The organism is Microbacterium sp. SMR1 (genome assembly GCF_003289625.1).
GTDB classification, from domain to species: Bacteria; Actinomycetota; Actinomycetes; order Actinomycetales; family Microbacteriaceae; genus Microbacterium; species Microbacterium plantarum.
In genome coordinates this window covers 272090-297830 of record NZ_QMBN01000001.1, presented here as the reverse complement: position 1 = coordinate 297830, position 25741 = coordinate 272090, and the positions used below count along the sequence as shown (strand labels likewise).

The 25741-nt window shown below is 69.2% G+C and carries 24 protein-coding genes; 2 read left to right on the top strand and 22 right to left on the bottom strand.

Going from position 1 to position 25741, the window contains the following annotated elements:
* Positions 1-9: 9 nt before the first annotated feature.
* Genes nrdR through dnaE form a run of 4 tightly spaced genes read right to left on the bottom strand, consistent with a single transcriptional unit; the run spans position 10 to position 6680 of the window.
* Positions 10-492: a transcriptional regulator NrdR gene (gene nrdR, locus DO944_RS01425; protein WP_112613978.1), complete on the bottom strand. Its 483-nt coding sequence runs from the start codon at positions 490-492 to the stop codon at positions 10-12.
* Between the two features lie 12 nt (positions 493-504).
* Positions 505-1803 (bottom strand): histidinol dehydrogenase, encoded by a 1299-nt coding sequence (hisD, locus tag DO944_RS01420; protein ID WP_112613976.1) that lies wholly within the window; start codon positions 1801-1803, stop codon positions 505-507.
* Positions 1804-1834: 31 nt separating this feature from the next.
* On the bottom strand, positions 1835-3112 hold the full coding sequence (locus DO944_RS01415; RefSeq protein WP_258524528.1) for a hypothetical protein: 1278 nt from the start codon (positions 3110-3112) through the stop codon (positions 1835-1837).
* 49 nt (positions 3113-3161) lie between these two features.
* On the bottom strand, positions 3162-6680 hold the full coding sequence (gene dnaE / locus DO944_RS01410) for a DNA polymerase III subunit alpha (protein ID WP_112613974.1): 3519 nt from the start codon (positions 6678-6680) through the stop codon (positions 3162-3164).
* A gap of 47 nt (positions 6681-6727) precedes the next feature.
* On the opposite strand from dnaE, the gene DO944_RS01405 reads away from it, so the two are divergent.
* A complete protein-coding gene (locus tag DO944_RS01405; RefSeq protein ID WP_112613972.1) occupies positions 6728-7201 on the top strand; it encodes an NUDIX domain-containing protein in 474 nt (157 codons plus the stop codon).
* On the top strand, positions 7198-7794 hold the full coding sequence (locus DO944_RS01400; RefSeq protein ID WP_112613970.1) for a cyclodeaminase/cyclohydrolase family protein: 597 nt from the start codon (positions 7198-7200) through the stop codon (positions 7792-7794). The genes DO944_RS01405 and DO944_RS01400 overlap by 4 nt, the downstream gene beginning before the upstream one ends.
* A 33-nt stretch (positions 7795-7827) precedes the next feature.
* On the opposite strand, the gene DO944_RS01395 is transcribed toward DO944_RS01400, so the two are convergent.
* From DO944_RS01395 to mraZ, 18 genes are all read right to left on the bottom strand, one after another.
* Positions 7828-8748, bottom strand: coding sequence for an RluA family pseudouridine synthase (locus DO944_RS01395; RefSeq protein WP_112613968.1), 921 nt, complete (start codon positions 8746-8748; stop codon positions 7828-7830).
* 1 nt (position 8749) lies between these two features.
* Positions 8750-9328, bottom strand: coding sequence for a signal peptidase II (gene lspA / locus DO944_RS01390; RefSeq protein WP_112613966.1), 579 nt, complete (start codon positions 9326-9328; stop codon positions 8750-8752).
* A 3-nt stretch (positions 9329-9331) separates the two neighbouring features.
* Entirely contained in the window at positions 9332-9910 is a 579-nt protein-coding gene (locus DO944_RS01385; RefSeq protein ID WP_112613964.1) for a DivIVA domain-containing protein, read from the bottom strand.
* Between the two features lie 121 nt (positions 9911-10031).
* A complete protein-coding gene (locus tag DO944_RS01380; protein ID WP_112613962.1) occupies positions 10032-10334 on the bottom strand; it encodes a YggT family protein in 303 nt (100 codons plus the stop codon).
* 6 nt (positions 10335-10340) lie between these two features.
* Positions 10341-10802 (bottom strand): cell division protein SepF, encoded by a 462-nt coding sequence (locus DO944_RS01375; protein WP_112613960.1) that lies wholly within the window; start codon positions 10800-10802, stop codon positions 10341-10343.
* A gap of 31 nt (positions 10803-10833) precedes the next feature.
* Positions 10834-11520 (bottom strand): YggS family pyridoxal phosphate-dependent enzyme, encoded by a 687-nt coding sequence (locus DO944_RS01370; RefSeq protein WP_112613958.1) that lies wholly within the window; start codon positions 11518-11520, stop codon positions 10834-10836.
* 12 nt (positions 11521-11532) lie between these two features.
* Positions 11533-12684 (bottom strand): cell division protein FtsZ, encoded by a 1152-nt coding sequence (gene ftsZ / locus DO944_RS01365; RefSeq protein WP_112615065.1) that lies wholly within the window; start codon positions 12682-12684, stop codon positions 11533-11535.
* Positions 12685-12878: 194 nt separating this feature from the next.
* Positions 12879-13808, bottom strand: coding sequence for an FtsQ-type POTRA domain-containing protein (locus DO944_RS01360; RefSeq protein ID WP_309300085.1), 930 nt, complete (start codon positions 13806-13808; stop codon positions 12879-12881).
* 144 nt (positions 13809-13952) lie between these two features.
* Positions 13953-15353, bottom strand: coding sequence for a UDP-N-acetylmuramate--L-alanine ligase (murC, locus tag DO944_RS01355; protein WP_112613954.1), 1401 nt, complete (start codon positions 15351-15353; stop codon positions 13953-13955).
* Positions 15354-15402: 49 nt separating this feature from the next.
* The gene (locus DO944_RS01350) at positions 15403-16476 is read right to left on the bottom strand and encodes a glycosyltransferase (protein WP_112613952.1); all 1074 of its coding nucleotides are present in this window, start codon (positions 16474-16476) and stop codon (positions 15403-15405) included.
* A gap of 10 nt (positions 16477-16486) precedes the next feature.
* Complete coding sequence (ftsW, locus tag DO944_RS01345) at positions 16487-17770, bottom strand: putative lipid II flippase FtsW (RefSeq protein WP_112613950.1); 1284 nt, start codon at positions 17768-17770, stop codon at positions 16487-16489.
* On the bottom strand, positions 17721-19268 hold the full coding sequence (gene murD / locus DO944_RS01340; RefSeq protein ID WP_112613948.1) for a UDP-N-acetylmuramoyl-L-alanine--D-glutamate ligase: 1548 nt from the start codon (positions 19266-19268) through the stop codon (positions 17721-17723). The genes ftsW and murD overlap by 50 nt, the downstream gene beginning before the upstream one ends.
* Entirely contained in the window at positions 19265-20374 is a 1110-nt protein-coding gene (gene mraY / locus DO944_RS01335; protein WP_112613946.1) for a phospho-N-acetylmuramoyl-pentapeptide-transferase, read from the bottom strand. The genes murD and mraY overlap by 4 nt, the downstream gene beginning before the upstream one ends.
* On the bottom strand, positions 20371-21783 hold the full coding sequence (gene murF / locus DO944_RS01330) for a UDP-N-acetylmuramoyl-tripeptide--D-alanyl-D-alanine ligase (protein ID WP_112613944.1): 1413 nt from the start codon (positions 21781-21783) through the stop codon (positions 20371-20373). Before murF ends, mraY begins: the two co-directional genes overlap by 4 nt.
* A 28-nt stretch (positions 21784-21811) precedes the next feature.
* Complete coding sequence (locus DO944_RS01325; RefSeq protein WP_112613942.1) at positions 21812-23605, bottom strand: penicillin-binding protein 2; 1794 nt, start codon at positions 23603-23605, stop codon at positions 21812-21814.
* A gap of 5 nt (positions 23606-23610) precedes the next feature.
* The gene (locus DO944_RS01320) at positions 23611-24231 is read right to left on the bottom strand and encodes a hypothetical protein (protein ID WP_112613940.1); all 621 of its coding nucleotides are present in this window, start codon (positions 24229-24231) and stop codon (positions 23611-23613) included.
* Positions 24228-25187 carry a 16S rRNA (cytosine(1402)-N(4))-methyltransferase RsmH gene (gene rsmH / locus DO944_RS01315; RefSeq protein WP_112613938.1) on the bottom strand — a complete coding sequence of 320 codons (960 nt, stop codon included), beginning with the start codon at positions 25185-25187 and terminating at the stop codon, positions 24228-24230. The genes DO944_RS01320 and rsmH overlap by 4 nt, the downstream gene beginning before the upstream one ends.
* Positions 25188-25287: 100 nt before the next feature.
* The gene (gene mraZ, locus DO944_RS01310; protein WP_023951570.1) at positions 25288-25719 is read right to left on the bottom strand and encodes a division/cell wall cluster transcriptional repressor MraZ; all 432 of its coding nucleotides are present in this window, start codon (positions 25717-25719) and stop codon (positions 25288-25290) included.
* Between the last annotated feature and the right edge of the window lie 22 nt (positions 25720-25741).

Below are 25741 nucleotides of genomic sequence, written 5' to 3'. Positions count from 1 at the left end.
CCGTCCAGCCTAGAGCGCGTCCGACCCCTCCGATGTCCGTGCCGCGATGTGATCGGCACGCAGCTGTTCGATCGCTGCTTCGAAATCTTCGAGCGTGTCGAACGCCTGGTACACGCTCGCGAATCGCAGATAGGCGATCTCGTCGAGATTGCGCAGCGGTCCGAGGATCGCGAGGCCGATCTCGTTCGTGTCGATCTGCGACGAACCGGTCTGGCGCACGGCCTCTTCGACCGCCTGCGCCAGTACGGCGAGGTCGGCCTCGGTCACCGGTCTGCCCTGACAGGCCTTGCGGACGCCCGACATCACCTTCTCGCGGCTGAACGGCTCGATGACTCCCGAGCGCTTGATGACGTTGAGGCTCGCCGTCTCGATCGTCGAGAAACGGCCGCCGCACTTCGGGCACTGGCGCCTGCGACGGATGCTGAGGCCGTCATCGCTCGTGCGGGAGTCGATGACGCGGGAATCGGGATTGCGGCAGAAAGGGCAATGCATGACGAGCCCAGATTACGCGTCGAACCGCGCCGAGACCGCTTCGCCGTGCGCGGGAAGCTGTTCCGAGTCGGATAGAGCCAGGATGCCGTCGTGCACCGCGCGCAGCGCCTCACGGTCATAGGTGATCACCTGCTGCGATCGCAGGAAGGTCGCGGCACCGAGACCGGCGGCGTAGCGCGCCTGCCCCCCGGTCGGGAGCACGTGGTTGCTGCCGGCGAGATAGTCGCCGAGGCTCACCGGGGTGTGCGAACCGACGAAGACGGCCCCCGCGTTCACGTACTCGTCAGGACGCGGATCGCGCAGGTGCAGTTCGAGGTGCTCGGGCGCGTAGGCGTTCGAGAACGCGGCCGCAGCCGGGATGTCGTCGACGAGGACGATCGCGGACTGTGGGCCGTCCAGGGCGACCGCGACGCGGTCCGCGTGACGTGTACCGGACGCACGGACTGAGACCCGCTCCGCCACCGCGGCGGCGAGATCGGCGGAGTCCGTGACGAGGACGGCGGCTGCCTGCTCGTCGTGCTCGGCCTGGCTGACAAGGTCAGCAGCCACGAGATCGGCATCGGCCTCATCGTCGGCGACGATCAGGATCTCGGTGGCGCCGGCCTCGGAGTCGGTGCCGACGACGCCCGCGACGACGCGCTTCGCGAGGGCGACGAAGTTGTTGCCCGGCCCGGAGATGACATCGACGGGATCGAGCTCGAGAGAGTCGACGCCGTACGCGAACGCGCCGATCGCGCCGGCTCCGCCCATCGCGTAGACCTCCGAGATACCGAGGAGACGTGCCGCCGCGAGGATCACCGGGTGAACACGCCCGCCGTGGTCGCGCTGCGGAGGCGAAGCCAGCGCCACCGTCTCGACACCGGCGACCTGCGCCGGCACGACGTTCATCACGACACTGGAAGGATAGACCGCTTTCCCGCCGGGGACGTAGACCCCCACGCGCCGGACCGGTCGCCAGCGCTGCTCGACTCGGGCACCCGGGCCGAGCTCGGTGACCCGGTCGGGCGGGACCTGAGCGGCCGACGCCAACCGCACGCGGCGGATGGACTCCTCGATCGCAGTTCTCACGGCCGGCGAGATACCCTCCAGCGCCTCATCGAGGTGTTCAGCGGGAACTCGTACCGCGTGATCTTCGACCCCGTCGAAGCGAGCCGCCTGCTCACGGAGCGAAACCTCTCCGCGAGCGGCGACATCATGCACGATCTCAGCTGCCGTAGCCAGGGCAAGCCCGCGGGCGGCTTCGGCCCGGGGAACGGCGGCGAGCAACTCGGCGGGCGTCAGACGACGGCCGCGAAGATCGATGGTGCGCATCGTTCCAGGCTAGCGCGCGCCCGCGGCGGACTCAGCCGCGCGTGACATCGCTGGTGTCGTGGAGATATCCGACGCGGCCGTCCTCGTGGCGGACCACGAAGACCTCGCCGCGGTCCTCGATGACGAGGGCCCATGCCGTCGGCCCGATCCGGAAGAGCGGCGCACCCATCTCGTCGAGGACATCGCGCTCATCCGGGGCGAGCGCCCAGAACGCTTGGGGCGCGGCAACGGGCTCGATGACCGTCGTCGCGCCGGTGTCGAACGGCTCCGCAGCGTCGGCCGGTGCCGACTCGGGCGCGCCGGAGGATGCCGGAGCCTCCGCGGGGACGGCGTAGCCGGCCGGAGCCGCGTAGCCGGTGTAGGCGGGGGTGCCGGCGCCTGCTGCGTGCGGAGCGCTGTGCGCCGATGCGGTGCGCGACGGGCCGGTGTGCGGGGCCGGGCGGGCGGATGCCGGCCGGGCGACGACCGGACGCGTCGCCCGCGCCACCCGGTGCGCCGGCGATTCGGGCCGGTGCGCGAAATCGTCGCCGAGAACGGGAAGGTGGGGCGCGACGACGGTGAGCACGACCCCCGCCAGAGCCAGGATCACCTCGACCCACACGACCCAGCTCGCGAGGAACACGCCGGACTGGGCGAGGCCCGCGAACGAGCTCCAGATGATCCCGAGCCACACGGTGGCGGAGACCGAGAAGGCGACCGACGCGAACTGATCGATGCCGAGGGAGCCGACACGGCGGATGCCCTGCGGCGAGAAGCGGCGCAGCAGCACCAGGAAGACCGCGACCGTGGGCACGCCGATCGTCAGGATCCAGTCGATCCCCGCGCCCCACACCGACACCCCGGCACCGAAGCGGCCGTACACGGGGAAGAACGAGCAGATGAACGCGACAGCCCAGACGCCGGCGAGAGCGACCTCGCGGATCGAGAGCGGACCCACGCCGTACTGCGGCGGCGCCTCCCCCGACGAGCCCACGGCGGACTGGGCGCCGCGCTCGTCCGAGCCGGGAAGGACCGAGGTCTGCCCGGCCACGGCGGACGCGGCAGAGGTGTCTTCGGATGACGCCGGCATCTCCGCCGCGTCGTCGACCGGGGCGTGCTCAGCGGGCTCCTCGATCACGACGGGCTCGACCGCGGACTCGTCGATCACGACCGCTGCATCCGCTGCGGGCGCGAACGCGTCCGAGGCCGCGTCGGTCTGCGCACCGTCGAAGTCGTCGGTGGCTGTGGTCTCGTGTGCCGGCTCGGCAACGCCGGGCGCTGCGTCCTCGGGACGGCCGTCGTCGGAGTGGATGTTCTTCTCGTCGGTCACGATGTTCCCTTCGTCGCGGCGGTTGCGCTGCGGTGGAATCCTACCCGGCTCAACCCAGACACTGAGGTCCCAGAAGTCCCTTGAGCTCGCCGTAGAGATCGGGCGTGACGCGTACCGGATGCGGCACCTCGAACACCTTCGCCGTACCCGCCCTGTGGAGCTTCAGCGACACCTCGGTCTCACCGCTGTGACGACGCAGGACGGCCGCCAGCTCGCCGATCGTCGACTCCGTCGCACGCTGCTCTGGAAGCAGCAGCACGAGCGGCCCGGCGGCATCGAATGAACCGAGGTCGGGAGAGAACGCGGATTGGCCGTGCAGGTTCAGCCCGTCGTCGCGTCGCGACACCCGCCCTCGGACGACGAGGATCGAGTCGGCCACGAGCATGCTCTGGAACTCCGTATACGTCTTCCCCATGAACATCACGGTCACTTCACCATCGAAGTCCTCGACAGTGATCATGCCGTAGGGGTTGCCGCTCTGCTTGGCGACGCGGTGCTGCACGCTCGTGACGAGCCCGGCGACGGTGACCTGATCGCCGTCCTGGACGTCATCCGACGCCAGCAGGTCGTGGATCGAGGTGGAGGCGTGCTTGGCCAGCGGGATCTCCAGCCCGGCGAGCGGATGGTCGGACACGTAGAGTCCGAGCATCTCGCGCTCGAAGGCCAGCTTGTCCTTCTTCGTCCATTCGGGCCGCTCGGGCACCTTGGCCGGCATGACTTCCTCGGCCTCGTCGTACAGGCTGTCGAAATCGAATCCGATCGCACCGGTCGCGGCCTTGCGCTTCGCGTCGACCGCGGCTTCGACCGCGTCCTCGTGGATCTCCATCAGGGCGCGGCGGGTCGAGCCCAGTGAGTCGAATGCGCCGGCCTTGATGAGGGACTCGACGGTCCGCTTGTTCGCGACGTGGAGCGGGACCTTGGTGAGGAAGTCGTGGAAGCTGACGTAGTTGTCGTCGGCCCGCGACGCGATGATGCCGTCGACGACGTTGGCACCGACGTTCCGCACCGCGCCCAGACCGAATCGGATGTCCTCGCCGACGGCGGCGAAGTATCGGATCGACTCGCCGACGTCGGGCGGCAGCACCCTGATGCCCATGCGGCGGCACTCGTTGAGGTACACCGCCATCTTGTCCTTCGAATCGCCGACGCTCGTGAGGAGTGCGGCCATGTACTCGGCGGGGTAGTGCGCCTTGAGGTAGGCCGTCCAGTACGAGACCAGGCCGTACGCAGCGGAGTGCGCCTTGTTGAACGCGTAGTCGGAGAACGGGAGCAGGATGTCCCAGAGCGCTTTGATAGCGCCCTCGCCGAAGCCGCGTTCCTTCATACCGCCTGAGAAGCCCTCGTACTGCTTGTCGAGTTCGGACTTCTTCTTCTTGCCCATCGCGCGGCGGAGGATGTCGGCCTGACCGAGCGAGAAGCCGGCGACCTTCTGCGCGATCGCCATGACCTGCTCCTGATAGATGATCAGGCCGTAGGTCGTGTCGAGGATGTCGCGCAGCGGCTCTTCGAGCTCGGGGTGGATCGGCGTGATCGGCTGCAGGCCGTTCTTGCGCAGTGCGTAGTTCGTGTGCGAGTTCGCGCCCATGGGGCCCGGCCGGTACAGCGCGATGACAGCCGAGATGTCCTCGAAGTTGTCGGGCTTCATCAGGCGGAGCAGCGATCGCATCGGTCCGCCGTCGAGCTGGAACACCCCGAGCGTGTCGCCGCGGGTGAGCAGGTCGTAGGCCGGGCGGTCGTCGAGCGCGAGATGCTCGAGGTCGAGCTCCTCGCCCCGGTTCATGCGGATGTTATCGAGCGCATCCGAGATGATCGTGAGGTTGCGCAGCCCCAGGAAGTCCATCTTGATGAGACCGAGCGTCTCGCACGACGGGTAGTCGAACTGCGTGACGATCTGACCGTCCTGCTCGCGGCGCATGATGGGGATGATGTCCAGCAGCGGCTCCGACGACATGATGACGCCGGCCGCGTGCACGCCCCACTGCCGCTTCAGGCCCTCGAGCCCGAGGGCGCGGTCGAACACGGTCTTCGCCTCGGGATCGGTGTCGATCAAGGCGCGGAACTCGCTGGCTTCCTTGAACCGCGGGTGGTCCTTGTTGTACATGCCGTCCAGCGGCATGTCCTTGCCCATCACCGCCGGCGGCATCGCCTTGGTGAGCTTCTCGCCCATGCTGAAGGGGAACCCCAGCACGCGGCCGGCATCCTTCAGTGCCTGCTTCGACTTGATCGTGCCGTAGGTGACGATCTGCGCGACGCGCTCGGAGCCGTACTTCTCGGTCACGTACTCGATGACCTCGCCGCGGCGACGGTCGTCGAAGTCGACGTCGAAGTCGGGCATGCTGACACGATCGGGGTTGAGGAACCGCTCGAAGATGAGACCGTGCTCGAGAGGGTCGAGGTCGGTGATGCGCATCGCGTAGGCCACCATCGATCCGGCGCCCGAGCCACGCCCGGGACCGACCCGGATGCCGTTGTCCTTCGCCCAGTTGATGAAGTCGGCGACGACGAGGAAGTAGCCCGGGAAGCCCATCTGGAGGATGATGCCCGTCTCGTACTCGGCCTGCTTGCGCACCTTGTCGGGGATGCCGCCGGGGTACCGATAGTGAAGCCCCGCCTCGACCTCTTTCACGAGCCAGCTGTCTTCGGTCTCGCCGTCGGGTACGGGGAACCGCGGCATGTAGTTGGCCGAGGTGTTGAACTCGACCTCGCAGCGCTCGGCGATCAGCAGGGTGTTGTCGCACGCCTCGGGGTGGTCACGGAACAGCTGCCGCATCTCCTGGGCCGTCTTGATGTAGTAGCCGTCGCCGTCGAACTTGAAGCGGTTCGGATCGTCGAGCGTCGAGCCTGACTGCACGCAGAGGAGCGCCGCGTGCGCATCGGCCTCGTGCTGATGCGTGTAGTGCGAGTCGTTGGTCGCGACGAGCGGGATGTCGAGGTCTTTCGCCAGCCGCAGCAGGTCGGTCATCACCCGGCGCTCGATCGACAGGCCGTGATCCATGATCTCGGCGAAGTAGTTCTCCTTGCCGAAGATGTCCTGGAATTCGGCAGCCGCGGCGCGAGCGGCGTCGTACTGACCCAGGCGGAGCCGCGTCTGCACCTCCCCCGAGGGGCACCCAGTCGTCGCGATGAGCCCCTTGCCGTAGGTCTGCAGCAGCTCGCGGTCCATGCGCGGTTTGAAGTAGTAGCCCTCCATGCTCGACAGGGAGCTCAGCCGGAAGAGGTTGTGCATGCCCTCGGTGCTCTGGCTCCACATCGTCATGTGGGTGTAGGCGCCGGAACCCGAGACGTCGTCGCTCTTCTGCTCGGGCGATCCCCACGCCACGCGCGACTTGTCGCTGCGGTGCGTTCCCGGCGTCACGTAGGCCTCGAGACCGATGATCGGCTTGACGCCGGCCGCCTTCGCGGCACGGTAGAACTCGAAGGCGGCGAACGTGTTGCCGTGGTCGGTCACCGCGATAGCGGGCATGCCGTAGTCGGCCGCCGCCTGAGTCATGGCCGCGATCTTGGCTGCACCGTCGAGCATCGAGTACTCGCTGTGCACGTGCAGATGAACGAAGGAGTCGGATGCCACCAGACGAGTCTACGTTCGGGCTCGGACACCGGTCCTAGGCTGGGCCCATGGCCACTCCCGACTTCGTCCTCGATCTGCGCAAGAAGATCGGCACCGCTCCGCTGCCCCTCGTGGGGGTCACCGCCGTGGTGTTCCGCGATGAGAAGGTGCTCCTGGGCAAGCGCGCCGACAACGGGAGCTGGCAGCCGGTCTCCGGCATCGTCGACCCGGGTGAGGAGCCTGCAGACGCCGCGGTCCGCGAGTGTCTCGAAGAGGCGGGCGTCGTCGTCCGTGCGGAGCGCCTCGCCCTCGTGCACCAGATCCCCCGCATCGTCTACGCCAACGGCGATCAGGTCGACTACCTCGACCTGGTGTTCCGGTGCTCCTGGGTCTCGGGCGACCCGCACCCTGCGGACGGCGAGCTGACCGACGTCGGGTTCTACGACCTCGGACAGATGATCGACGTCGCGCCCGAGCACGTCCGCAAGATCGCCCTCGCCGTCGCCGAGGATGACCCGGCGACGTTCCGGGGCGGCCGGTGAGCTCGCGCGTCGCCCTGGGCGACCTGCTCGACGCCCTCGCGCGGGACAACGGCGACCCCGGCGGCGGAGCGGCCAGCGGAGTCGTGACGGCCGTCGCGGCGGCACTCGCTCAGATGGTGAGCCGCTACAGCTCCGCGGAGCCGGCCGCGGACGGGATCGACGACCGTCTCGCACGGCTCCGCGACGCGGCCATCGCCGCGGCTGACGACGACGGCCGGGCGTCGGGCGCGCTCGGTGCGGCGCTGAGGCCGGACGACGACCCGGGCGAGCGCGACCGTCGCATCGTCGATGCGGCGACCCGCGCCATCGAGACGTCGGCTGCCCTCGGCGAGATCGCGCTCGGCGTTTGGGACGAGGTGCGCTTGCTCGCCGACGTCGGCAACCGCCACCTCATGTCGGACGTCGCCGTCGCCGCTGACACAGTCGCCGCGGGCCTGGGCGGCGCGGCGACGAACCTCCGCGGCGGGCTCGCTCTGCTCCGCGCCCACGGCGATGCCAGTGCCCTCGAGTCTGCGCACGACGGCCTGTCTGATCGACTCATCGCAGGGCGTCGCGAGGCGCGTGCTCTCGCCGATCGGCTCGGCGAGCCGTGATCGCGACGCGAGGGGCGAACGCGGGCCGACCCGTCAGTCGCCGCTGAGGATCTCGAGGGCGCGCGCGAGGTCGGGGGCGTAGGGCGACGTGAACGCCGACCACTCCCCCGTCACGGGGTGTTCGAATGCGAGGCGATGAGCGTGCAGCCATTGACGCGTCAACCCGAGCCGGGCGGACAGTGTCGGGTCGGCACCGTAGAGCGGGTCGCCGACGCACGGATGCCGGTGGGCGGCCATGTGAACGCGGATCTGATGGGTGCGACCGGTCTCCAGGTGGATCTCGAGCAGGGATGCGCCGACGAACGCCTCCAGCGTCTCGTAGTGGGTGACCGAGTCCTTCCCGGTCGGCGTGACGGCGAACTTCCAGGAGTGCGACGGGTGGCGGCCGATCGGGGCGTCGATCGTCCCCGAGAGCGGGTCGGGGTGACCCTGCACCACCGCGTGATAGATCTTCTCGACCTCACGCTCCTTGAATGCGCGCTTGAGGGCGACGTAGGCGGGTTCGCTCTTCGCGACGACCATGAGACCGCTCGTCCCGACATCCAGGCGGTGCACCACGCCCTGGCGCTCGGCCGCCCCGGTCGTCGCGATGCGATAGCCGGCGGCGGCCAGAGCGCCGAGCACGGTCGGGCCGTCCCAGCCGAGCGAGGGATGGGCGGCGACACCCGCCGGCTTGTCGACGACCACGATGTCGTCATCGTCGTGCACGATGCCGAGGTCGGGAACCGCGACTGGGACGATCTGAGCCTCTGCTCGCTCCTCCCAGAACACGTCGAGCCACGCTCCGGCGGCGAGCTTGTCGGACTTCCCGAGCGTGCGACCGTCGAGCGTCACACCACCCGCAGCCGCCACCTCCGCGGCGAAAGTCCGCGAGAACCCGAGCAGCTTGGCCAGCGCGGCGTCGACACGGACGCCGTCGAGCCCGTCGGGAACCGGGAGCGCGCGTTGCGGCATGTCAGCGTTCCGTATCCGCAGTGGCAGCGGCCCCGGCGGCCTCGTCCACGTTGCGGCGCTCGCGTGAGCCGTCGAAACGGACGCCGATCACGACCAGCACGGCGACGGAGATCATCATCGTGACGATGAACATGTCGGCGACGTTGTAGATCGCCGACGGGAACCACAGCCACATCCACGGGGTGTGGATGAAGTCGACGACGTGCCCGACGAGGAAGCCGGGTTCCCGGAGCAGGCGATCGGTGAGGTTCCCGAGGACGCCCCCGAGGAGCAATCCGAGGACGATGGCCCACGACCTCGTGCGCACGCTGCGGACCGTGAGCACGATCACGACGACCGCCACAGCCGCAAGTGCGAGCGTGAAGAGCCAGGTGACCCCCGTGCCGAGCGAGAACGCTGCGCCGGGGTTCTTCGTCAGATACAGCTGGAAGAACTCGCCGAGGACCGGAACCTCACGCTGGTACGGCAGGTTCTCGAGCGCGAGATACTTCGTGAACTGGTCGGCGGCCAGTACCACTGCCGCGAGAATCGCGACGAGGGCACCGGCCGCCGGACCGTTCAGACGCTTGCGCGACGCCAAGGATTACGCGCCGGCCGAGACGCCGGTCGTGTCGAGGTCGCGGAGCTTGCTCTCGATGAAGCCGCGGAGCTGGCCGCGGTAGTCCTTCTCGAACTGCTGCAGCTCGGAGATACGACCTTCGAGCGACACGCGCTCGGCCTCGAGACGCGCCACCTCGTCGCGGCCGCGGGCCTCCGCCTCGGAGATGATCGACGCGGCCTGAGCCTGCGCGTCGGCGATGAGCTTGTCGCGCTGCGCCTTGCCCTCGGCCACGTGCTCATCGTGCAGGCGCTGGGCCAGCTCGATGATGCCGGCGGATGCGGCGGCGGGAGCCATGTCGGCGGCCGGGGCGGGCTGCTCGACGGCGGGAACCGGCGCGGGCACGTCCTCGACGACGGCGTCGTCGGCGGGAGCTGCAGCGGGCGTCTCACCCGACTCGTAGGCAGCGAGCTTCGCCTTGAGCTCGTCGTTCTCGGCGATCGTCTTGCGCCATTCCACGACGATCTCGTCGAGGAAGTCGTCGACCTCATCGGGGTCGAATCCTTCCTTGAAACGCACGTGCTGGAACTGCTTGGTGACGACGTCTTCAGGGGTCAAAGCCATGGTGTTGTCCTCTTTCAGGGCTCACGACGCGGGCCGGTCAGCCGGCACCCGCCGCAGCGGGCCGTACCCACCCAGCATAGTCCGACGCCTTCGCGGCCGCGACGATCCCGCCGCGACCGCCTCAGGAGAAGGCGATCACGCGGGTGATCGACAGCAGGATGAAGCACGCCAGCATGGTGAGCGGGAATGCCAGATCGATTGCGATGACGCCGAGTCGGATCGGAGGGATGACCCGGCGCAGTGTCTTGATCGGGGGGTCCGTGATCGTATAGACGACCTCGGCGAGCACGAGGGTGAAGCCCCGCGGGCGCCACTCCCGGTTGAACAGGGGGATGTACTCCAGGATCAGTCGGACGAACAGAACGAGGATGTACAGCAGCAGAGCGAAGTAGACGAGCGCGGCGATCAGCCGAACGACATCCACGTCAGGTCACTGCGCGAACGGCGCCGCCTCAGGCTCAGCCTGAGCCACAGCGCCGTCGCCGGAGACGGCGATGTTCTCGGGTGAGAGCAGGAACACCTTGCTCGTCACGCGCTCGATGCGGCCGTACAGACCGAGGGAGAGTCCGCTCGCGAAATCGATGAGGCGCCGCGCGTCGGCGTCGCTCATCTGCGAGAGGTTGATGATGACCGGCACACCCTCGCGGAAGTTCTCGGCGATGACCTGCGCATCGCGATACTGCTTGGGGTGAACGGTCAGAATCTCGCTGACGGTTCCCGTGGTGGGCTGACGCACGACCGCCGGACGGTGCAGCGGAGTCACCGGCGCGGCCGGCTTCTCGACGGGCTTGTCACGGCGGGCCTGCTGCTGCTCGGCCTGCGGCTCTTCGTACATTTCTTCCTCATCTGCGAGGCCCAGGTAAACCATGGTCTTCTTCAGCGGGTTCGACATCGCATCCTCCGTTTGCTCGTCTGTTCCGAGGCTATCCGCGGTCCGGGCGCGGTCCCGTGATTGCCGATCCGATCCGCAGGTGTGTCGCACCGGCGGAGATCGCTTCGACGAAATCGCCGGTCATCCCGGCGGAGATCCAGGTCGCGTCGGACGCGACGGAGCGCAGGGCGACGGACGCCTGCGCGAGACGGGCGAAGGCCGCGGCCGGCTCCTCGCCGACGGGAGCCACAGCCATCACACCGCGCATCCGGAGACTCGTGCAGTGCTCCGCCACGTGGGCGGCGAGGGCCTCGACACCGCTCGGCGCGACGCCACCGCGGCCCGGGTCGTCGGTCAGATTGACCTGCACCAGCACATCGAGCGGCGCCCCCTCGGGAGCCGCCACATGGAGCGCGTCGGCAATACGCGCGCGATCCACCGAGTGGACGACATCCGCTGCGGCTCGCACGGCACGGGCCTTGTTCGTCTGCGCCTGCCCGATGAAATGCCAGCGCATGCCCTCGAGGTCGGCGAGCTCATCGTGCTTGGCGGTGAGCTCCTGCTGCCGGTTCTCCCCCACGTCGCGCACGCCGAGGGCGTGCAGCTCAGTGATGAGCGCCGGAGGGTGGAACTTGGTCACCACGATCCGCGTCACCTCATCCGCGGCGCGACCCGACGCCCGCATCGCAGCTGCGATGCGGGCGTCGACGTCGGCGAGCCGTGCGGCAAGGTCCGGCATGGATCGTTCGGTCTACTTCAGGAAGTCGGGGATGTCGAGGTCATCGTCACCGAAGACCGAGTCGTACGACTCGCTCTTCGCCGAGACCGGCACCGTCTCCTTGGCCTCACGACGCTCGACCGGCTCGGATGCCGCGGCCTGCTCAGCCGGGATCTCGGGGACCACCGGCGGCGCCGACGGCCGGGCGGCGGCGATCGGCTCGATGCGAGCCTGGGGCTCGCCGCCGTCGAAGCCCGCGGCGATGACGGTCACGCGAACCTCGTCGCCGAGGGTGTCGTCGATGACCGTACCGAAGATGATATTGGCCTCGGGGTGCGCCGCCTCCTTGACGAGCTGCGCCGCGTCGTTGATCTCGAAGATGCCGAGGTTCGATCCACCCTGGATCGACAGCAGGACGCCGTGGGCGCCTTCGATCGAGGCTTCGAGCAGCGGCGACTCGACAGCCAGCTCGGCCGCCTTGATGGCGCGGTCGGCGCCACGAGCGGAGCCGATGCCCATGAGAGCCGAACCGGCGCCCTGCATGACCGACTTCACGTCGGCGAAGTCGAGGTTGATGAGGCCGGGCGTCGTGATGAGGTCGGTGATGCCCTGGACACCGGCGAGGAGCACCTGGTCGGCGGTCGCGAAAGCCTCGACCATCGAGATGCCACGATCGCTGATCTCGAGCAGGCGGTCGTTCGGGACGACGATGAGGGTGTCGACCTCTTCCTTCAGCTTCGACACACCGGCCTCGGCCTGGCTCTGGCGACGACGGCCCTCGAACGAGAAGGGCTTGGTGACGACACCGATCGTGAGCGCCCCGATCGACTTGGCGATCCGCGCCACGACAGGGGCACCGCCGGTACCGGTTCCGCCGCCCTCACCGGCGGTGACGAAGACCATGTCGGCACCTGCGAGCGCCTCCTCGATCTCCTCGGCGTGATCCTCTGCGGCGCGGCGACCCACCTCGGGGTCGGCGCCGGCACCGAGGCCTCGCGTCAGTTCGCGGCCGACGTCGAGCTTGACGTCCGCGTCGCTCATGAGGAGCGCCTGCGCGTCGGTGTTCACCGCGATGAACTCGACACCCCGCAGCCCCAGCTCGATCATCCGGTTGACGGCATTGACGCCGCCACCGCCCACACCGACGACCTTGATCACCGCGAGGTAGTTCTGGTTCTGGCTCATGCCGGCCTCCATCTCGTCCCGAACCCTGCTCGTAAACCTTCAACCTCACGTAGAGGTTTAAAGAATTGCCGGGTATGCAATTCCTGAGTTGAAGCTACGCACTCGGGGACTCACCCGCCGGACGTGCGCGGCGTGTCGCGACATCCCGTGTTGCGCGTTTCTCGGAGCAGCGGAAAAGGGACAGGATCGACGCCTCAGCGGACGACTGCCGCCTGCGGCGACGACACGTCGTAGCCGGAGGCATCCGGTCGAGCCGCCATGAGCGCTTCGAGCGCCTGGACCTTCTTGGCCGAGTCGCTCGCCCCACCCCAGACCACCGAGCGGCCGTCGGTGAGCGTGAGCGTCACGTCGTTCGGCGTCGTCGCGGACAGCACCGTGACCTGGGTCCGCAGGGACTCCGGCAGCGAGCGGAAGACCTGCCCCGCGGCGGCGAAGGTGCTCGACGACAGGCCTCCCTCGACCTCGAGGAGCGGCTGACCGGACGGCGGTTCCGGGGTGGTCGACAGCGCGACGCCCGCGGCATCGACCAGCGTGTAACCGGCCTCGCCCTGCACGGCGCCGACCGGTGTCCGCTCGACGATGCGAACCACGAGCTCGTGCGGCGGACGCGCTTCGAGGCTGTACGACTCGACCAGCGGGAACGAGACGAGTGCTGCCTTCACAGCGCTCTCGTCGACGAGGGGCATCGGCGTCCCGATCTGACCCTCGAGCGCTGTCTCGACTGCGCCGGCGTCGAGTTGCGAGGTTCCCACGATCGTGACGCGTTCGACCGCGAACAAGGGGCTGTAGGCGGCGCCGATAGACCCGAGCACGAGAGCCGCCAGAACGCCGGCGGAGATCAGCCAGATACGTCTGCGCCGACGCTGACGTGCCGTGAAGCGCCGCACCTCGCGACGCAGCGCCCGCCGCCTCGCACGCGCCGCGCCCCACAGATCGCGCGCCGTGAGCGGCCGGTCGGGCTCGTCGACATCCGAGACGTCGGATGCGGGCGGCGCCGCAGGCTCTCCGCGGGCGGGCGGATCGAACGGGATGATCGGCGCTATCCCGTAGTCGCGGCCGCGCTGGTGCCACAGCTCCTCGACGGGCTGGGTCTCGGTGGCATCCGGCGAGACGCTTTCCGCCACGCCCGCACCCCGCTCATCGGCGTCGCGCCGCGGTGGGTCCACCCGCCGCGGAGCCGACGTGGGACGGTCGGCCGGCGCACCGGCGCCGTCCTGCCCGCCGCGCGGCCGCGGGGACGGTGGCAGCGGACTCGGGCGACGCACCGGCTACCCCTCCGCCCGGGCGAGCGACTCGAGCACCTGCGGGATGATCAGGTTGACGTTGCCGCAACCGAGGGTGACGATGAAGTCGCCCTCGCGCGCGACGCCCGCCGCGTAGTCGGCGGCCTCCTGCCAATCGGCGACGAAGTGCACGTGCCCGGGGTCGCTGAACGCGCCGCTGACCAACTCGCCCGTCACTCCCGGCACCGGATCTTCGCGCGCTCCGTACACATCCAGGACGACCGTGTGGTCGGCATGGGTCTCGAGCACGTCGGCGAACTCGCGGAACATCTCCTGCGTGCGCGAGTACGTGTGCGGCTGATGCAGGGCGATGATCCGCCCGCCGCCCACGACGGTCCGCGCTGCGGAGAGCGCCGCAGCCACCTCGGTCGGGTGGTGCGCATAGTCGTCGTAGACGCTGACGCCCCGGGTGACGCCGTGGAGCTCGAACCGTCGGGCCGTGCCGCCGAATCCTTCCACCGCTCGGAGGGCGCGCTCGAGCTCGTATCCGAGGGCGACGAGCACGGCGACGGCGCCCGCCGCGTTGATCGCGTTGTGGGCGCCCGGCACCGAGAGCCGGCCGTGGGCGGTCTCTCCCCCGGCGGTGAGCGAGAACGACACCGGCCCGTCCGTCACGATGTCGGAGACGCGGACGTCGGCGTCGCCGGCCTCACCGAAGGTGACGACGCGGCGGTGGCTGAGGGCGGCTGCGACGCGTGCTGCACCCGGGTCGTCGGCGGAGATGACGACGGCCTCGCGCGCGCCATCCGCGAAGCGGACGAAGCCGTCGTAGAACGCCTCTCGGGTCTGCCAGTGATCGAGGTGATCCGGATCGACGTTCGTGATGAGGGCGATGGAGGTGTCGTAGAGCAGGAAGGTGCCGTCGGACTCGTCGGCTTCGATGACGAAGACATCGTCGTCTCCGGTCGCGCTCGAGACACCCAGGTCGGCGATGACACCGCCGTTGACGAAGGTCGGCCGCGTCCCGAGACCACGGAGCGCCGTGACGATCATGCCCGTGGAGGTCGTCTTGCCGTGCGCACCCGCCACCGACACGAGTCGGCGGCCACCGACGAGCCAGTGCAGGGCCTGCGAGCGGTGGATGACGTGCAGGCCGCGCTCCTTGGCGAGGAGGAACTCGGGGTTCTCGGGCCAGATCGCCCCGGTGTGGACGACCGTGTCGGCGTCATCGGGAAGATGCGCCGCGTCGTGTCCGATGTGGACGTCGGCGCCGCGGGCGGCCAGCGCGCGCATCGCAGGGCTGTCGGCCCGGTCGGATCCCGAGACGCGGATGCCGCGGTCGAGGAACATCCCGGCGAGGCCGGACATGCCCGATCCACCGATGCCGATGAAGTGCGCGGCGGTGATGTCGGCGGGGATCGGGAGGCTCAAGTCGGGTCTGATCATGACCCGTCAAGTCTAGGTCGCCCGGCTGACAGCACCGCCCGCCACGCCCTCAGCGTCGCTGCGCGGCATCCAGGAGGGCCACCACGTTCGCCGCCCCCTCGCGTGTGCCGACGGCGCCGGCTGCGCGCCGCATCCGCTCCAGTTCGTCGCCATCGCTCAGCAGGGGCACGACCTCGGAGCGAACGCGCTCGGGCGTGAAGTCGGCGTCGTCGATGATGCGCGCGGCTCCGGCGCGGACGGCTCCCGCGGCGTTCAGCGCCTGCTCGCCGTTTCCCACCGCGTAGGGCACGTAGACGGCGGGGATGCCGAGCGCGCTGACCTCGCTCACCGTCGCCGCCCCTGAGCGCGAGACGACGACGTCGGCGAGGGCGAACGCCAGGTCCATCCGATCGAGATAGGGCACGACCCGGTAGTCCGGCGACGCGGCCTCGGAGACCTCGTTGCGCTCGCCCGACGCGTGCAGCACCTGCCAGCCGGCATCGACGATGTCTCGCCACGAGCCCGCGAGCGCCTCGTTCAGCCGACGAGCGCCCAGCGAGCCTCCGAAGACCAGCACGACGGGGCGCGCGGGGTCGAGACCGAAGGCCGCCGCAGCCTCGGCACGACGCGCCGCCCGGTCGAGGTCGACGATCTCGCGACGAAGCGGCATTCCGACCACCTGCGCACCGCGCAGCGGGGTGCCGTCGAACACGATGCCCGTCGCGGCCGCGCGTCGGGCGCCGAGCACGTTCGCGAGCCCGGGACGGGCGTTCGCCTCGTGGACGACGTAGGGCACGCCCTCGCGGCGCGCCGCGACGTAGGCCGGAGCGGCGGCATAGCCACCGAAACCGGCGACGACGTCGACTCCTCGCTCGCGGATATATGTGCGCACCTGCGCGACCGCACGCAGCCAACGGGCCGGGAAACGGATCGCGGCACCGTTCGGACGCCGGGGGAAGGGCACCTTGTCGACGATCAGCAGTTCGTAGCCCCGTTCGGGGACCAGCCGGGACTCGAGCCCCTCGCGGGTTCCGAGTACCAGAACCGTGTCGTCGGGTCGTCGGTCGCGCAGGGCATCGGCCACGGCGAGAAGCGGATTGACATGGCCCGCCGTGCCGCCGCCTGCCAGAAGGTAGGTCGTCACTGCACCGAGCCTACCGGCGGGCCGAGCGCGCCTCGGCGCCCGCGGGACGCACCGGTCGCGCCCCCGAGGCGACCTCGAGCGCCGGAGCGCGAACAGGCAGCGTCCGCGCGAACGAGAGCAGAACCCCGGTCGCCAGCAGACCCGACACGAGAGAGGTCCCGCCCTGCGACATGAAGGGCAGCGGCACGCCCAGGACCGGGAAGATGCGCAGGACGACGCCGATGTTCACGAGCGCCTGACCCACGATCCAGATCGTGATGCCGCCCGAGACGATCCGCACGAACGGATCGTGGGTCTTGCGCACGATGTGGAAAGCCCCGACGGCGTAGAGCGCGAAGAGAGCGAGGACGACGGCGCAGCCGATGAGGCCGAGCTCCTCCCCCACGATCGCGAAGATGTAGTCGTTCGCGGCGGCGGGCAGCCACTGGTACTTCTCGCGCGAGTTGCCGAGGCCCAGACCGAAGATGCCGCCGCTCGCGAGCGCCCAGATCCCGTGGAGGGGCTGGTAGCACGAACCCGCATCGGCGAAGTAGCAGTCGGTCGAGTCGACGTTGAGGAAGCTCATGATGCGCGCCATGCGGTTCGGGCTCGTGACCGCGAACACCGCAGCAGCAGCCACGACCAGGATCAACGGGATCACGAAGAGCCGAAGCTTGACGCCGGAGAAGAAGAGGCAGCCGAGGAGGATCGCCATGAGGATCATCGCCGTGCCCAGATCGTGACCGCCCATGACGGTGCCGATCACCAGAGCGCCGACGGGAACGACCGGGATGAACACGTGCTGCCACTTCGACAGGAGCGTCTGCTTCCGGTAGAGCACGAAGCCCAACCACACGGCGAGGGCGAGCTTGAGGAACTCCGACGGCTGCGCCTGGAACCCGAAGACCGAGATCCAGTTGGTGTTTCCATCGTTGCGGACGCCGAGGCCGGGCACGAAGACGAGCAGCTGCAGAAGGATGCCGGCGACGAGGGCCGGCCACGCGATGCGTTTCCAGAACCGCAGCGGCATCCGGCTCGCGATGAACATCAGCGGGATGCCGAGCAGCGCGAACACCGCTTGCTTCAGCACCGTCTCGAAGGGGCTCGCGTTGGCCGTCGCCATCGTCGCCGACAGCACCATCACGAGGCCGAAGCCGGTCAGGATGAGGGCGGTCGAGGCGAGCAGCAGGAATTCGCTGGGCACCGGCGCGAACACGCGCCCGAGCGACACACGCGCCGCGAAGCCGCTCCGCGTCTGACCGTCGTCAGCGAGCGTCGTCGGCGGGGGCGTCGGGCGGCTCGGCGTCGTGGTCACCGTCTCCCCTTCCGATCCGTTCGCGCACGGCCTCCGCGAAGCGACGACCGCGGTCTGCGTAGGAGGCGAACTGATCGAACGACGCCGCAGCGGGTGCGAGGAGCACGACATCCCCGTCACCGGCGACGCCGGCCGCCAGTTCGACGACCCGTGCCATGACATCCTCAGTCTGAGTCGCCTCGACCTCGATCACCGGGACCGCGGGGGCGTGTCGCGCGAACGCGGCGAGCACGGCGGTGCGGTCCTCGCCGATGACGATGGCCGCTTTGGTCGCCGCACCTCGTCCCGCGACGAGTTCGGAGATGTCGACACCCTTGAGGAGCCCGCCCACGACCCAGATCGCGCCCGGGAAGGCGGCGAGCGACGAGGCCGCCGCGTGCGGGTTGGTCGCCTTCGAGTCATCCACCCAGGTCACGCCCGACACGCGAGCGACCACTTCGATCCGGTGCGGGTCGAGGCGGAACACCAGCACCGCCTCGCGGATGGCGGCGGGCTCGACATCGAGCGAGCGAGCGAGGGCCGCCGCGGCGAGAATGTTCGCGACGATGTGAGGAGCCGCGAGGCCGCGCGCCGCGAGCTCGGCGACCGTCGTCAGTTCGAGAGCCGACGAACGCCGGTCCTCATGGAAGGCACGATCGACGAGGATGCCGTCGACGACCCCGAGATCGCTCGGGCCCGGAACACCCAGGTCGAACCCGATGGCGCGGCAGCCCTCGACGACCTCGGCCTCCTCGACCATCTCGCGGGTGGCTGCATCCGACTTGTTGTAGACGCACGCGACGCGGGTGTTCTCGTACACGACGGCCTTCGCGTCGCGGTACGCCTCGAATGAACCATGCCACTCGAGGTGATCGTCCGCGAGGTTCAAGCACACGCTCGCGTGAGGCGAAAGCCGGTCGGGGCCCTCGGCCAGGCCGAGGTACCAGAGCTGATGGCTCGACACCTCGACGACGAGGACGTCGAAACCACCCGGATCGCGGACGGCGTCGAGTACCGGGACGCCGATGTTGCCGCACGGGGCGGCCCGCAGCCCGCCGGCGGCCAGCATGGCCGCGGTGAGCTGCGTCGTGGTCGTCTTGCCGTTCGTGCCCGTGATGAGCACCCAGTCAGCCGGGCTGCCGTCAGGACGGACGACCTTGTCGCGCACGCGCCACCCGAGCTCGATGTCGCCCCAGACGGCGATCCCGTTCTCGCGGGCCCAGCGGATCACCGGGTGGTGCGGGGGGAACCCGGGGGATGCGATCACGACCTCCGGCGCGTGCGCCACGACCGTCTCCGGCACGCTCTGCAAGGAGCCGTCATGGAGCGAGACGCCGATGACGGGCAGAAGCCGCGCGTACTCGGCATCCGCGCCCTCGGTGGCAACGAGCACATCGGCGCCGAGCTCGGCGAGGGTGTCAGCGACGGAGAAGCCGGTGACCGACAGCCCGAGGACGACGACGCGGAGTCCGCGCCAGTCAGCGTGCCAGCTCGTGAGGCTGTCCAGACGGGTGGTCATACCGCTGCCAGCCATGCGACGTAGAAGAGACCGACGCCGCCGACCGCCAGCATTCCGGCGATGATCCACATCCGGACGACGATCGTCACCTCGGGCCACCCCCGCATCTCGAGGTGGTGGTGGAACGGGCTCATGAGGAACAGGCGCTTACCGCCGGTGGCCTTGAAGTAGTAGCGCTGGAGGATCACCGAGCCGGGCGCGATGATGAACACGCCGGCGATGATGACCGCGAGCAGCTCGGTACGCGAGAGCACGGCCATGGCGACGATGACCCCGCCGATCGCCATCGATCCGACGTCACCCATGAAGATCTTGGCCTTGGGCGCGTTCCACCAGAGGAACCCGACGAGCGCGCCGACGAAGGATGCCGAGATGATGGTGAGATCCATCGGGTCGTTGGTCGTGTAGCAGGCGGACTCGTACGCCGGCACGAGAGCACCGCTCGCGCAGCGCTGCTGGAACTGCCAGAAGGTGACGAGGCTGTAAGCCGACACGGTGAAGATGCCCGCGCCGGTCGCGAGCCCGTCGAGTCCATCGGTCAGGTTCGTCGCGTTCGACCAGGCCACCGCCTGGAACGAGATCCACGCGAGGTAGAGAAGCCAGCCGGCAACACCGCCGAGCGCCATGAACGACAACCAGTCGATGTCGCGGAACAGCGAGATGAAGGGGCGACCGACCGGCTCGCCGCCGTCGTTGGGCACGAGCAGGGCGAGGATGCCGAAGGAGACTGCCACGATCACCTGGCCGGCGACCTTGCGCCATCCGGACAGCCCGAGGCTGCGCTGCGAGCGCACCTTCATGTAGTCGTCGATGAACCCGACGATCCCCAGCCCGACCATCATCCAGATGACCAGGAGACCCGACATCGATGGCGGCGCCCCGCCGGTCAGCGTCCCCACGAGGTAGCCGACGATCGTGCCGACGATGAAGATGATTCCGCCCATCGTGGGCGTTCCACGCTTGGCGTGGTGACTCGGGTTCGTCGCGTCGTCCGGCGTGCGGATGACCTGGCCCCAGCCGAGCTTCTCGAAGATCCGGATGAACAGGGGCGTCAGGAAGAGTGTGAACGCGAGCGAGATCGTCGCGGCCGTCAGCAGAGATCTCACGAGAAGAATTCTCCCAGACGATCGCCGAGGTGCCGCAGCCCCGCGGAGTTCGACGACTTCACCAGCACGCGATCGCCCGCCCGCAGCTCCTCGATGAGGTAGTCGTACGCGGCATCGGCGTCGGCGAAGAACACCGCCTCGCCGTCCCACGACCCCTCGCCGATCGCAGCGAGGTACAGGCGTCGCGCCTCGGCGCCGACGACCACGATCCGCTCGATGCGGAGGCGGACGGCCTGGAGGCCGACGCGATCATGCTCGTCACCGGCGAACTCTCCGAGCTCGCTCATCGCACCGAGCACGGCCACCTTGCGCTCGCCGGGCTGCGTGATCTGCGCGAGAGTGCGCAGAGCTGCGGCCATCGAGTCGGGGCTCGCGTTGTAGGCGTCGTTGATGATGCGCACGGACTCCGACCCGAGCGGCTGCATCCGCCAGCGCTCTGCGAGCTCGACCGTCTCGAGCCGCGCGATGGCGTCTTCGAGCGCGACCCCGAGCTCGAGAGCCGCGGTGATCGCGGCCAACGCGTTCATTACGTGATGCTCGCCGAGGACCCGCAACCGCAACGGCATCCGCTGGTCGCCGACCACGACGACGCACGAGGTCCCCGATGCATCCACCTCGACGTCGTCCGCACGCACCTCTGCCGCGGCGCCCCGCCCGAACCAGCGGACGCGGACGTCGCGAGCCTCCGCGACCGCAGCCATCGTCGCGACGCGCGCGTCGTCGGCGTTGAGGACGGCCACGCCGCCGGGACGGACCGCCTCGACCAGCTCGGTCTTGGCCTTCAGCGTCGCCTCGACGCCGCCGAACCCGCCCGCGTGCGCCATGCCGACCATGAGGACCACTCCGACGTCGGGGGTCACGAGACCGGCCAGACGTGCGATCTGCCCCGAGCCGTCCGCACCGAACTCGCTGACGAGGAAACGCGTGTCGTCGGCGACACGAAGCATGGTCAGCGGCGCACCGACGGAGTTGTTGAACGACGCCCGCGGCGCGACCGTCGGCCCCTCCCCCTCGAGGATGCGCGCGAGGAGGTTCTTCGTCGTGGTCTTGCCGTTGGAGCCGGTGATCCCCACGACGCGGAGATCACCCGTCGCGCGCACGCGTCCGACGACCTCGCGAGCGAGGTCAGCCAGCGCCGTCACGGCGTCGGCGACGACGATCTGCGTGATCTCGGCGTCGACGAGGTGCTCGACGACCGCCAGCGCGGCTCCGGCCTCGGCGGCCGCCGGCACGAAGAGGTGACCGTCGGTCGCCTCGCCCGGCTTGGCCACGAAGACGTCGCCCGGACCGATGTTCCGCGAGTCCGTGTCGACCGTCCCTTCGACCCGGGTGTCGGGAGCGTCGCTCCCGCCGAGGTGGAGGGTGCCGGAGAGCACTCGAGCGATGTCGGACAACGGAAGGGAGATCATGTTCAATCCTCGGACGCGCTGATGCGCATCACTGGGTCACGGGGAGCAGTGGCGTCTGCGAGTCGGACGGCATGATCCGGTAGTGCTTGAGCACCTGGGTCATCGCCTTCTGGAACGCCGGCCGGTTCGCTGCCGAAAGGCGCAGGGTCTTCGGCTCGTCGAATGCCGTCAGGACAACATACTTCGGATCGTCGGCGGGTGCGTAGCCGACCAGCGACGTGTAGTACAGGTTGTCCTTGTACGCGCCGGTGTTCGGATCGACCTTCTGAGCGGTTCCCGTCTTGCCCGCCATACGGTACCCGGGGATCGCGATGTCGTCCGCGAGGGTCCCCTGAGCGAAGACGTTCTCGAGCATCTCGCTCACCTGGCTGGCGGTGCCCTCCTTGATCACGCGCACCGGCTCGGGAAGATCCGGCTCGGTCACCGTTCCGTCCGACGCCGTGCAGGACTCGACGAGGCTCAGCGGCTCGCGCACACCGCCGTTGGCGATCGTCTGATACACCGATGCCACCTGCGGCGCCGTCACGGTGAAGGCCTGGCCGAACGTCGTCGTGTAGTAGGTCTGGCTGTCCCACTGGTCGGTCGGGATGTACGTGCCCTTGGGTTCACCCGACCAGTTGAGCGCGGTGCCCTCTCCGACACCGAACTTCTTGAGGTACTCCAGCCGGGTCTCGGGGTCGACCTGCGAACCGAACTGCGACAGGGCGACGTTGGACGACGTGACGAGCCCTCCCGTGAGCGTCAGGTTCTGGGCCTCGTGGTGCTCCGAGTCGTTGACGACGGCTCCGTTGGGGAATTCCATCCGATCGGGTGACCATGCGGTCGAGAGCGGGGTCAGCCCCGCCGCTTCGATGGCGGTCGCGGCCGTCACCGGCTTGAAGGTCGATCCCGGCTCGTACGAGTCGCGGAAGAGGCGGCTGCCCCGGTCCGCGGGATCGGATGCCGCGATGTCATTGAGGTCGACGCTGGGGTACTCGGCAGCGGCGCGGATCTTCCCCGTGGCGACCTCGACCACGAGGATCGAGCCGCTCTCGGCGCCGAGGTTCTGCGTCTGCTCCGCGATGAGCTGCTGCATGTACCACTGCAGGTCGCGGTCGATCGTGAGACGGAGCGTCCCGCCGTTCACCGGGGCGGGGTCTTCGATCTCCGTCCCGGGGATGACGACGCCGTCGAGGCTGCGCATGTAGCGGACCTTGCCGTCGCTGCTCTGCAGGCACGAGTTCTGCAGAGCCTCCATGCCCTCGAGCGGCGCTTCGTCCGAGCCGACGAAACCGATGACGTTGCCCGCTACCGCCCCGTCGGGGTAGGTCCGGTGGGGGTGGGGGTCGAACCCGACGAACGGGAGCTTCAGGTCGGCGAGAGCGCGGTACTGGGCCGTCGAGATCCCCCGCTCGAGGTACGCGAATCGCGACTCCGGGTCGGCGGCGACGGCCGTCGTGACGATGCCCTCGACCTCGGCGGCATCCTGCCCGGTCACGGCGGCGATCTCGGCGGCCAGCTCGGGCCAGGTGACCGTGACCGTCTGACCGTCGTCGTTCTTGCGCTTGATCCCCTCGATCGCGAGCTTCGGGTCGATCTTCGCGTCGTAGACGGAGGTCGTCGTGGCGAGGGTCGCGCCGTTGGTGTCGGTGATGTCGCCGCGCGTCCCGAACAGGTCGGTCCCGGCCTCCATCGCGAGGTTGCGGGCGTCGGCCTCGTGCTCCTCGGCGTTGACGACCTGGATGTCGACGAGTCGGACGATGAACGCGACGAGGACGGTGAGGACGACGAGGAGTGCGACGACCGTACGGCGGCGCGGACTGCGGGTGGCTCGTGTCGTCATGTGTCTCAGTGTGTGGTCGGGGCGGGCAATCCGTCGGCGATAGGCGGGGGTGTCGCACGATCGGCACCGACCAGCTCGTCGGTGCTCGTGCCGGTCTCGAGGCTGGCAGCGGGATCGGTGACCAGCGGGACGCCGGCGACGAGCGAATTGGCGACGGCGGCGCGGCCGAGGGCGTCGACGTTCGAGTGCGCGCCCGCGGCGCTGGCGGAGCCGAGCACGGCGCCGTCGCTGAGTCGCAGATAGTTGGGAGACTCGGCGATCACCATGCCCAGGGCGGTCGCATTGGCCGCGAGGTACTGAGGTGAGGCGAGTCCCGCGAGATCATCCTCGATGATCTGCTTCTGCCAGGTGAGCTGCCGCTGCTGCTGCGAGAGCGAGGAGATCTCATAAGAGGTCTGGGTCGTGAGGATCGACAACCCCATCTGCACCGCCCCGATGAGCACCGCGCCCGACACGGCGATGACGCCGTAGAGCATGCGCGGGCGACGGCGACGGGAAGCGCCGGCGACGAGGCGGAGATCGCGCTGACGCTCCCGCTCCCCCTCTCGCGGCAGGCGGCCGGGAACGCTCGCGAAGAAGTCGTCGCCGAGCGGCGATGGGATGCGGGCGGTGTTGTCGGCAGTCACGAGGCCTCCCTCATCCGTTCCGCCGCACGCAGCCGGACCGGCGTCGCGCGGGGATTGCGTTCACGTTCTTCCTCGGACGCCAGTTCCGCGCCGCGGACCAGCAGCCGGAACCGCGGCGCATGCTCGGGGAGCTCGACGGGCAGGCCGCTGGGGGCAGTCGATGACGACGCCTCGGCGAGCACGCGCTTGACCGCGCGGTCTTCGAGCGACTGGTACGACATCACGACGATGCGTCCACCGACGGCCAGCGCGTCGAGCGCCGCCGGCAGCGCGCGCTCGAGCACGGCGAGCTCGGCATTGACCTCGATGCGCAGGGCCTGGAACACGCGCTTCGCGGGGTGCCCGGAACGGTCGCGCTGCACGGCGACCGGGGTCGCGGCGATGAGGACGTCGACGAGCTGACCTGATCGTGTCAACGGCGACCGGCCCCGCGCCTCGATGATGGCCCGCGCATACCGCCCTGCCAGCTTCTCCTCGCCGTAGCGCTCGAAGATGCGCCGCAGGTTGCCCTCGCTGTAGGTCGCGAGGATCTCTGCCGCGGTCGTGCCCGCAGTCTGATCCATACGCATGTCTAGAGGAGCATCCTGCGCGTAGGCGAACCCCCGCTCGGCCTCATCGAGCTGGAGGGACGAGACACCCAGATCGAAGAGGATGCCGTCCACGCGCCGGATGCCGAGCGAATCGAGGGCCTCGCGGATGCCGTCGTAGACGGTGTGGACGAGGTCGACGCGGTCTCCGAACCGGGCGAGGCGCTCCCCCGCGATGCGCAGGGCGTCGGTGTCACGGTCGAGCCCGACGAGCCGAACGCCGGGGAACCTCTCGAGAAGCGCTTCGGAGTGACCGCCCATGCCTTCGGTCGCGTCGACGACGACGGCGCCCTCGCGGTCGAGCGCGGGCGAGAGCAGCTCGACGCAGCGGTCGAGCAGGACGGGGGTGTGGATGTCGTCGTTCGTCATGGTCGTGGCGGGACGGTTCCCGGAGCCCTGATCCCCCTCCGCTGCGACCTGACACCGGGGAAGTGCGTCAGGGCCAGCGGCTGAGGATCACGGCCACGGGTCAGAAGAGTCCCGGGATCACCTCCTGCTCCATGTCGGAGTAGGCGTCTTCGTTGCCTGCGGCGTAGGCGTTCCAGGCATCTGCGTCCCAGATCTCGGCGTGCGCGCCGACACCGGTCATGACCAGTTCGCGCCCCAGCCCGGCGTAGGTGCGCAGGTGCGGCGGCACGGTGATGCGGTTCTGGCTATCGGGCTTCTCCGCGCTCGCGCCGGAGAGGAACATCCGCTGGAAGTCACGCGCCTGCTTGTTCGTGAGAGGCGCTTCGCGGATGCGCTCGTAGACACGCTCGAACTCCACCGTGCTGAACACGTAGAGGCACCGCTCCTGACCGCGCGTGACGACGACACCGGGGCCGAGGTCGTCGCGGAATTTGGCGGGGAGGATGACGCGGCCCTTCTCGTCGAGCTTGGGGGTGTGCGTGCCGAGAAGCATGGTGCTCCACCACCCCCTCCCG

Bases quoted from the DNA above. Each gene is read 5' to 3' on its own strand.
- nrdR (WP_112613978.1), bottom strand. From the start codon at position 492: ATGCATTGCCCTTTCTGCCGCAATCCCGATTCCCGCGTCATCGACTCC.
- hisD (WP_112613976.1), bottom strand. From the start codon at position 1,803: ATGCGCACCATCGATCTTCGCGGCCGTCGTCTGACGCCCGCCGAGTTG.
- DO944_RS01405 (WP_112613972.1), top strand. From the start codon at position 6,728: ATGGCCACTCCCGACTTCGTCCTCGATCTGCGCAAGAAGATCGGCACC.
- DO944_RS01395 (WP_112613968.1), bottom strand. From the start codon at position 8,748: ATGCCGCAACGCGCGCTCCCGGTTCCCGACGGGCTCGACGGCGTCCGT.
- DO944_RS01385 (WP_112613964.1), bottom strand. From the start codon at position 9,910: ATGGCTTTGACCCCTGAAGACGTCGTCACCAAGCAGTTCCAGCACGTG.
- DO944_RS01375 (WP_112613960.1), bottom strand. From the start codon at position 10,802: ATGTCGAACCCGCTGAAGAAGACCATGGTTTACCTGGGCCTCGCAGAT.
- DO944_RS01370 (WP_112613958.1), bottom strand. From the start codon at position 11,520: ATGCCGGACCTTGCCGCACGGCTCGCCGACGTCGACGCCCGCATCGCA.
- ftsZ (WP_112615065.1), bottom strand. From the start codon at position 12,684: ATGAGCCAGAACCAGAACTACCTCGCGGTGATCAAGGTCGTCGGTGTG.
- murC (WP_112613954.1), bottom strand. From the start codon at position 15,353: ATGATCAGACCCGACTTGAGCCTCCCGATCCCCGCCGACATCACCGCC.
- murD (WP_112613948.1), bottom strand. From the start codon at position 19,268: ATGACCACCCGTCTGGACAGCCTCACGAGCTGGCACGCTGACTGGCGC.
- murF (WP_112613944.1), bottom strand. From the start codon at position 21,783: ATGATCTCCCTTCCGTTGTCCGACATCGCTCGAGTGCTCTCCGGCACC.
- DO944_RS01325 (WP_112613942.1), bottom strand. From the start codon at position 23,605: ATGACGACACGAGCCACCCGCAGTCCGCGCCGCCGTACGGTCGTCGCA.
- rsmH (WP_112613938.1), bottom strand. From the start codon at position 25,187: ATGACGAACGACGACATCCACACCCCCGTCCTGCTCGACCGCTGCGTC.
- mraZ (WP_023951570.1), bottom strand. From the start codon at position 25,719: ATGCTTCTCGGCACGCACACCCCCAAGCTCGACGAGAAGGGCCGCGTC.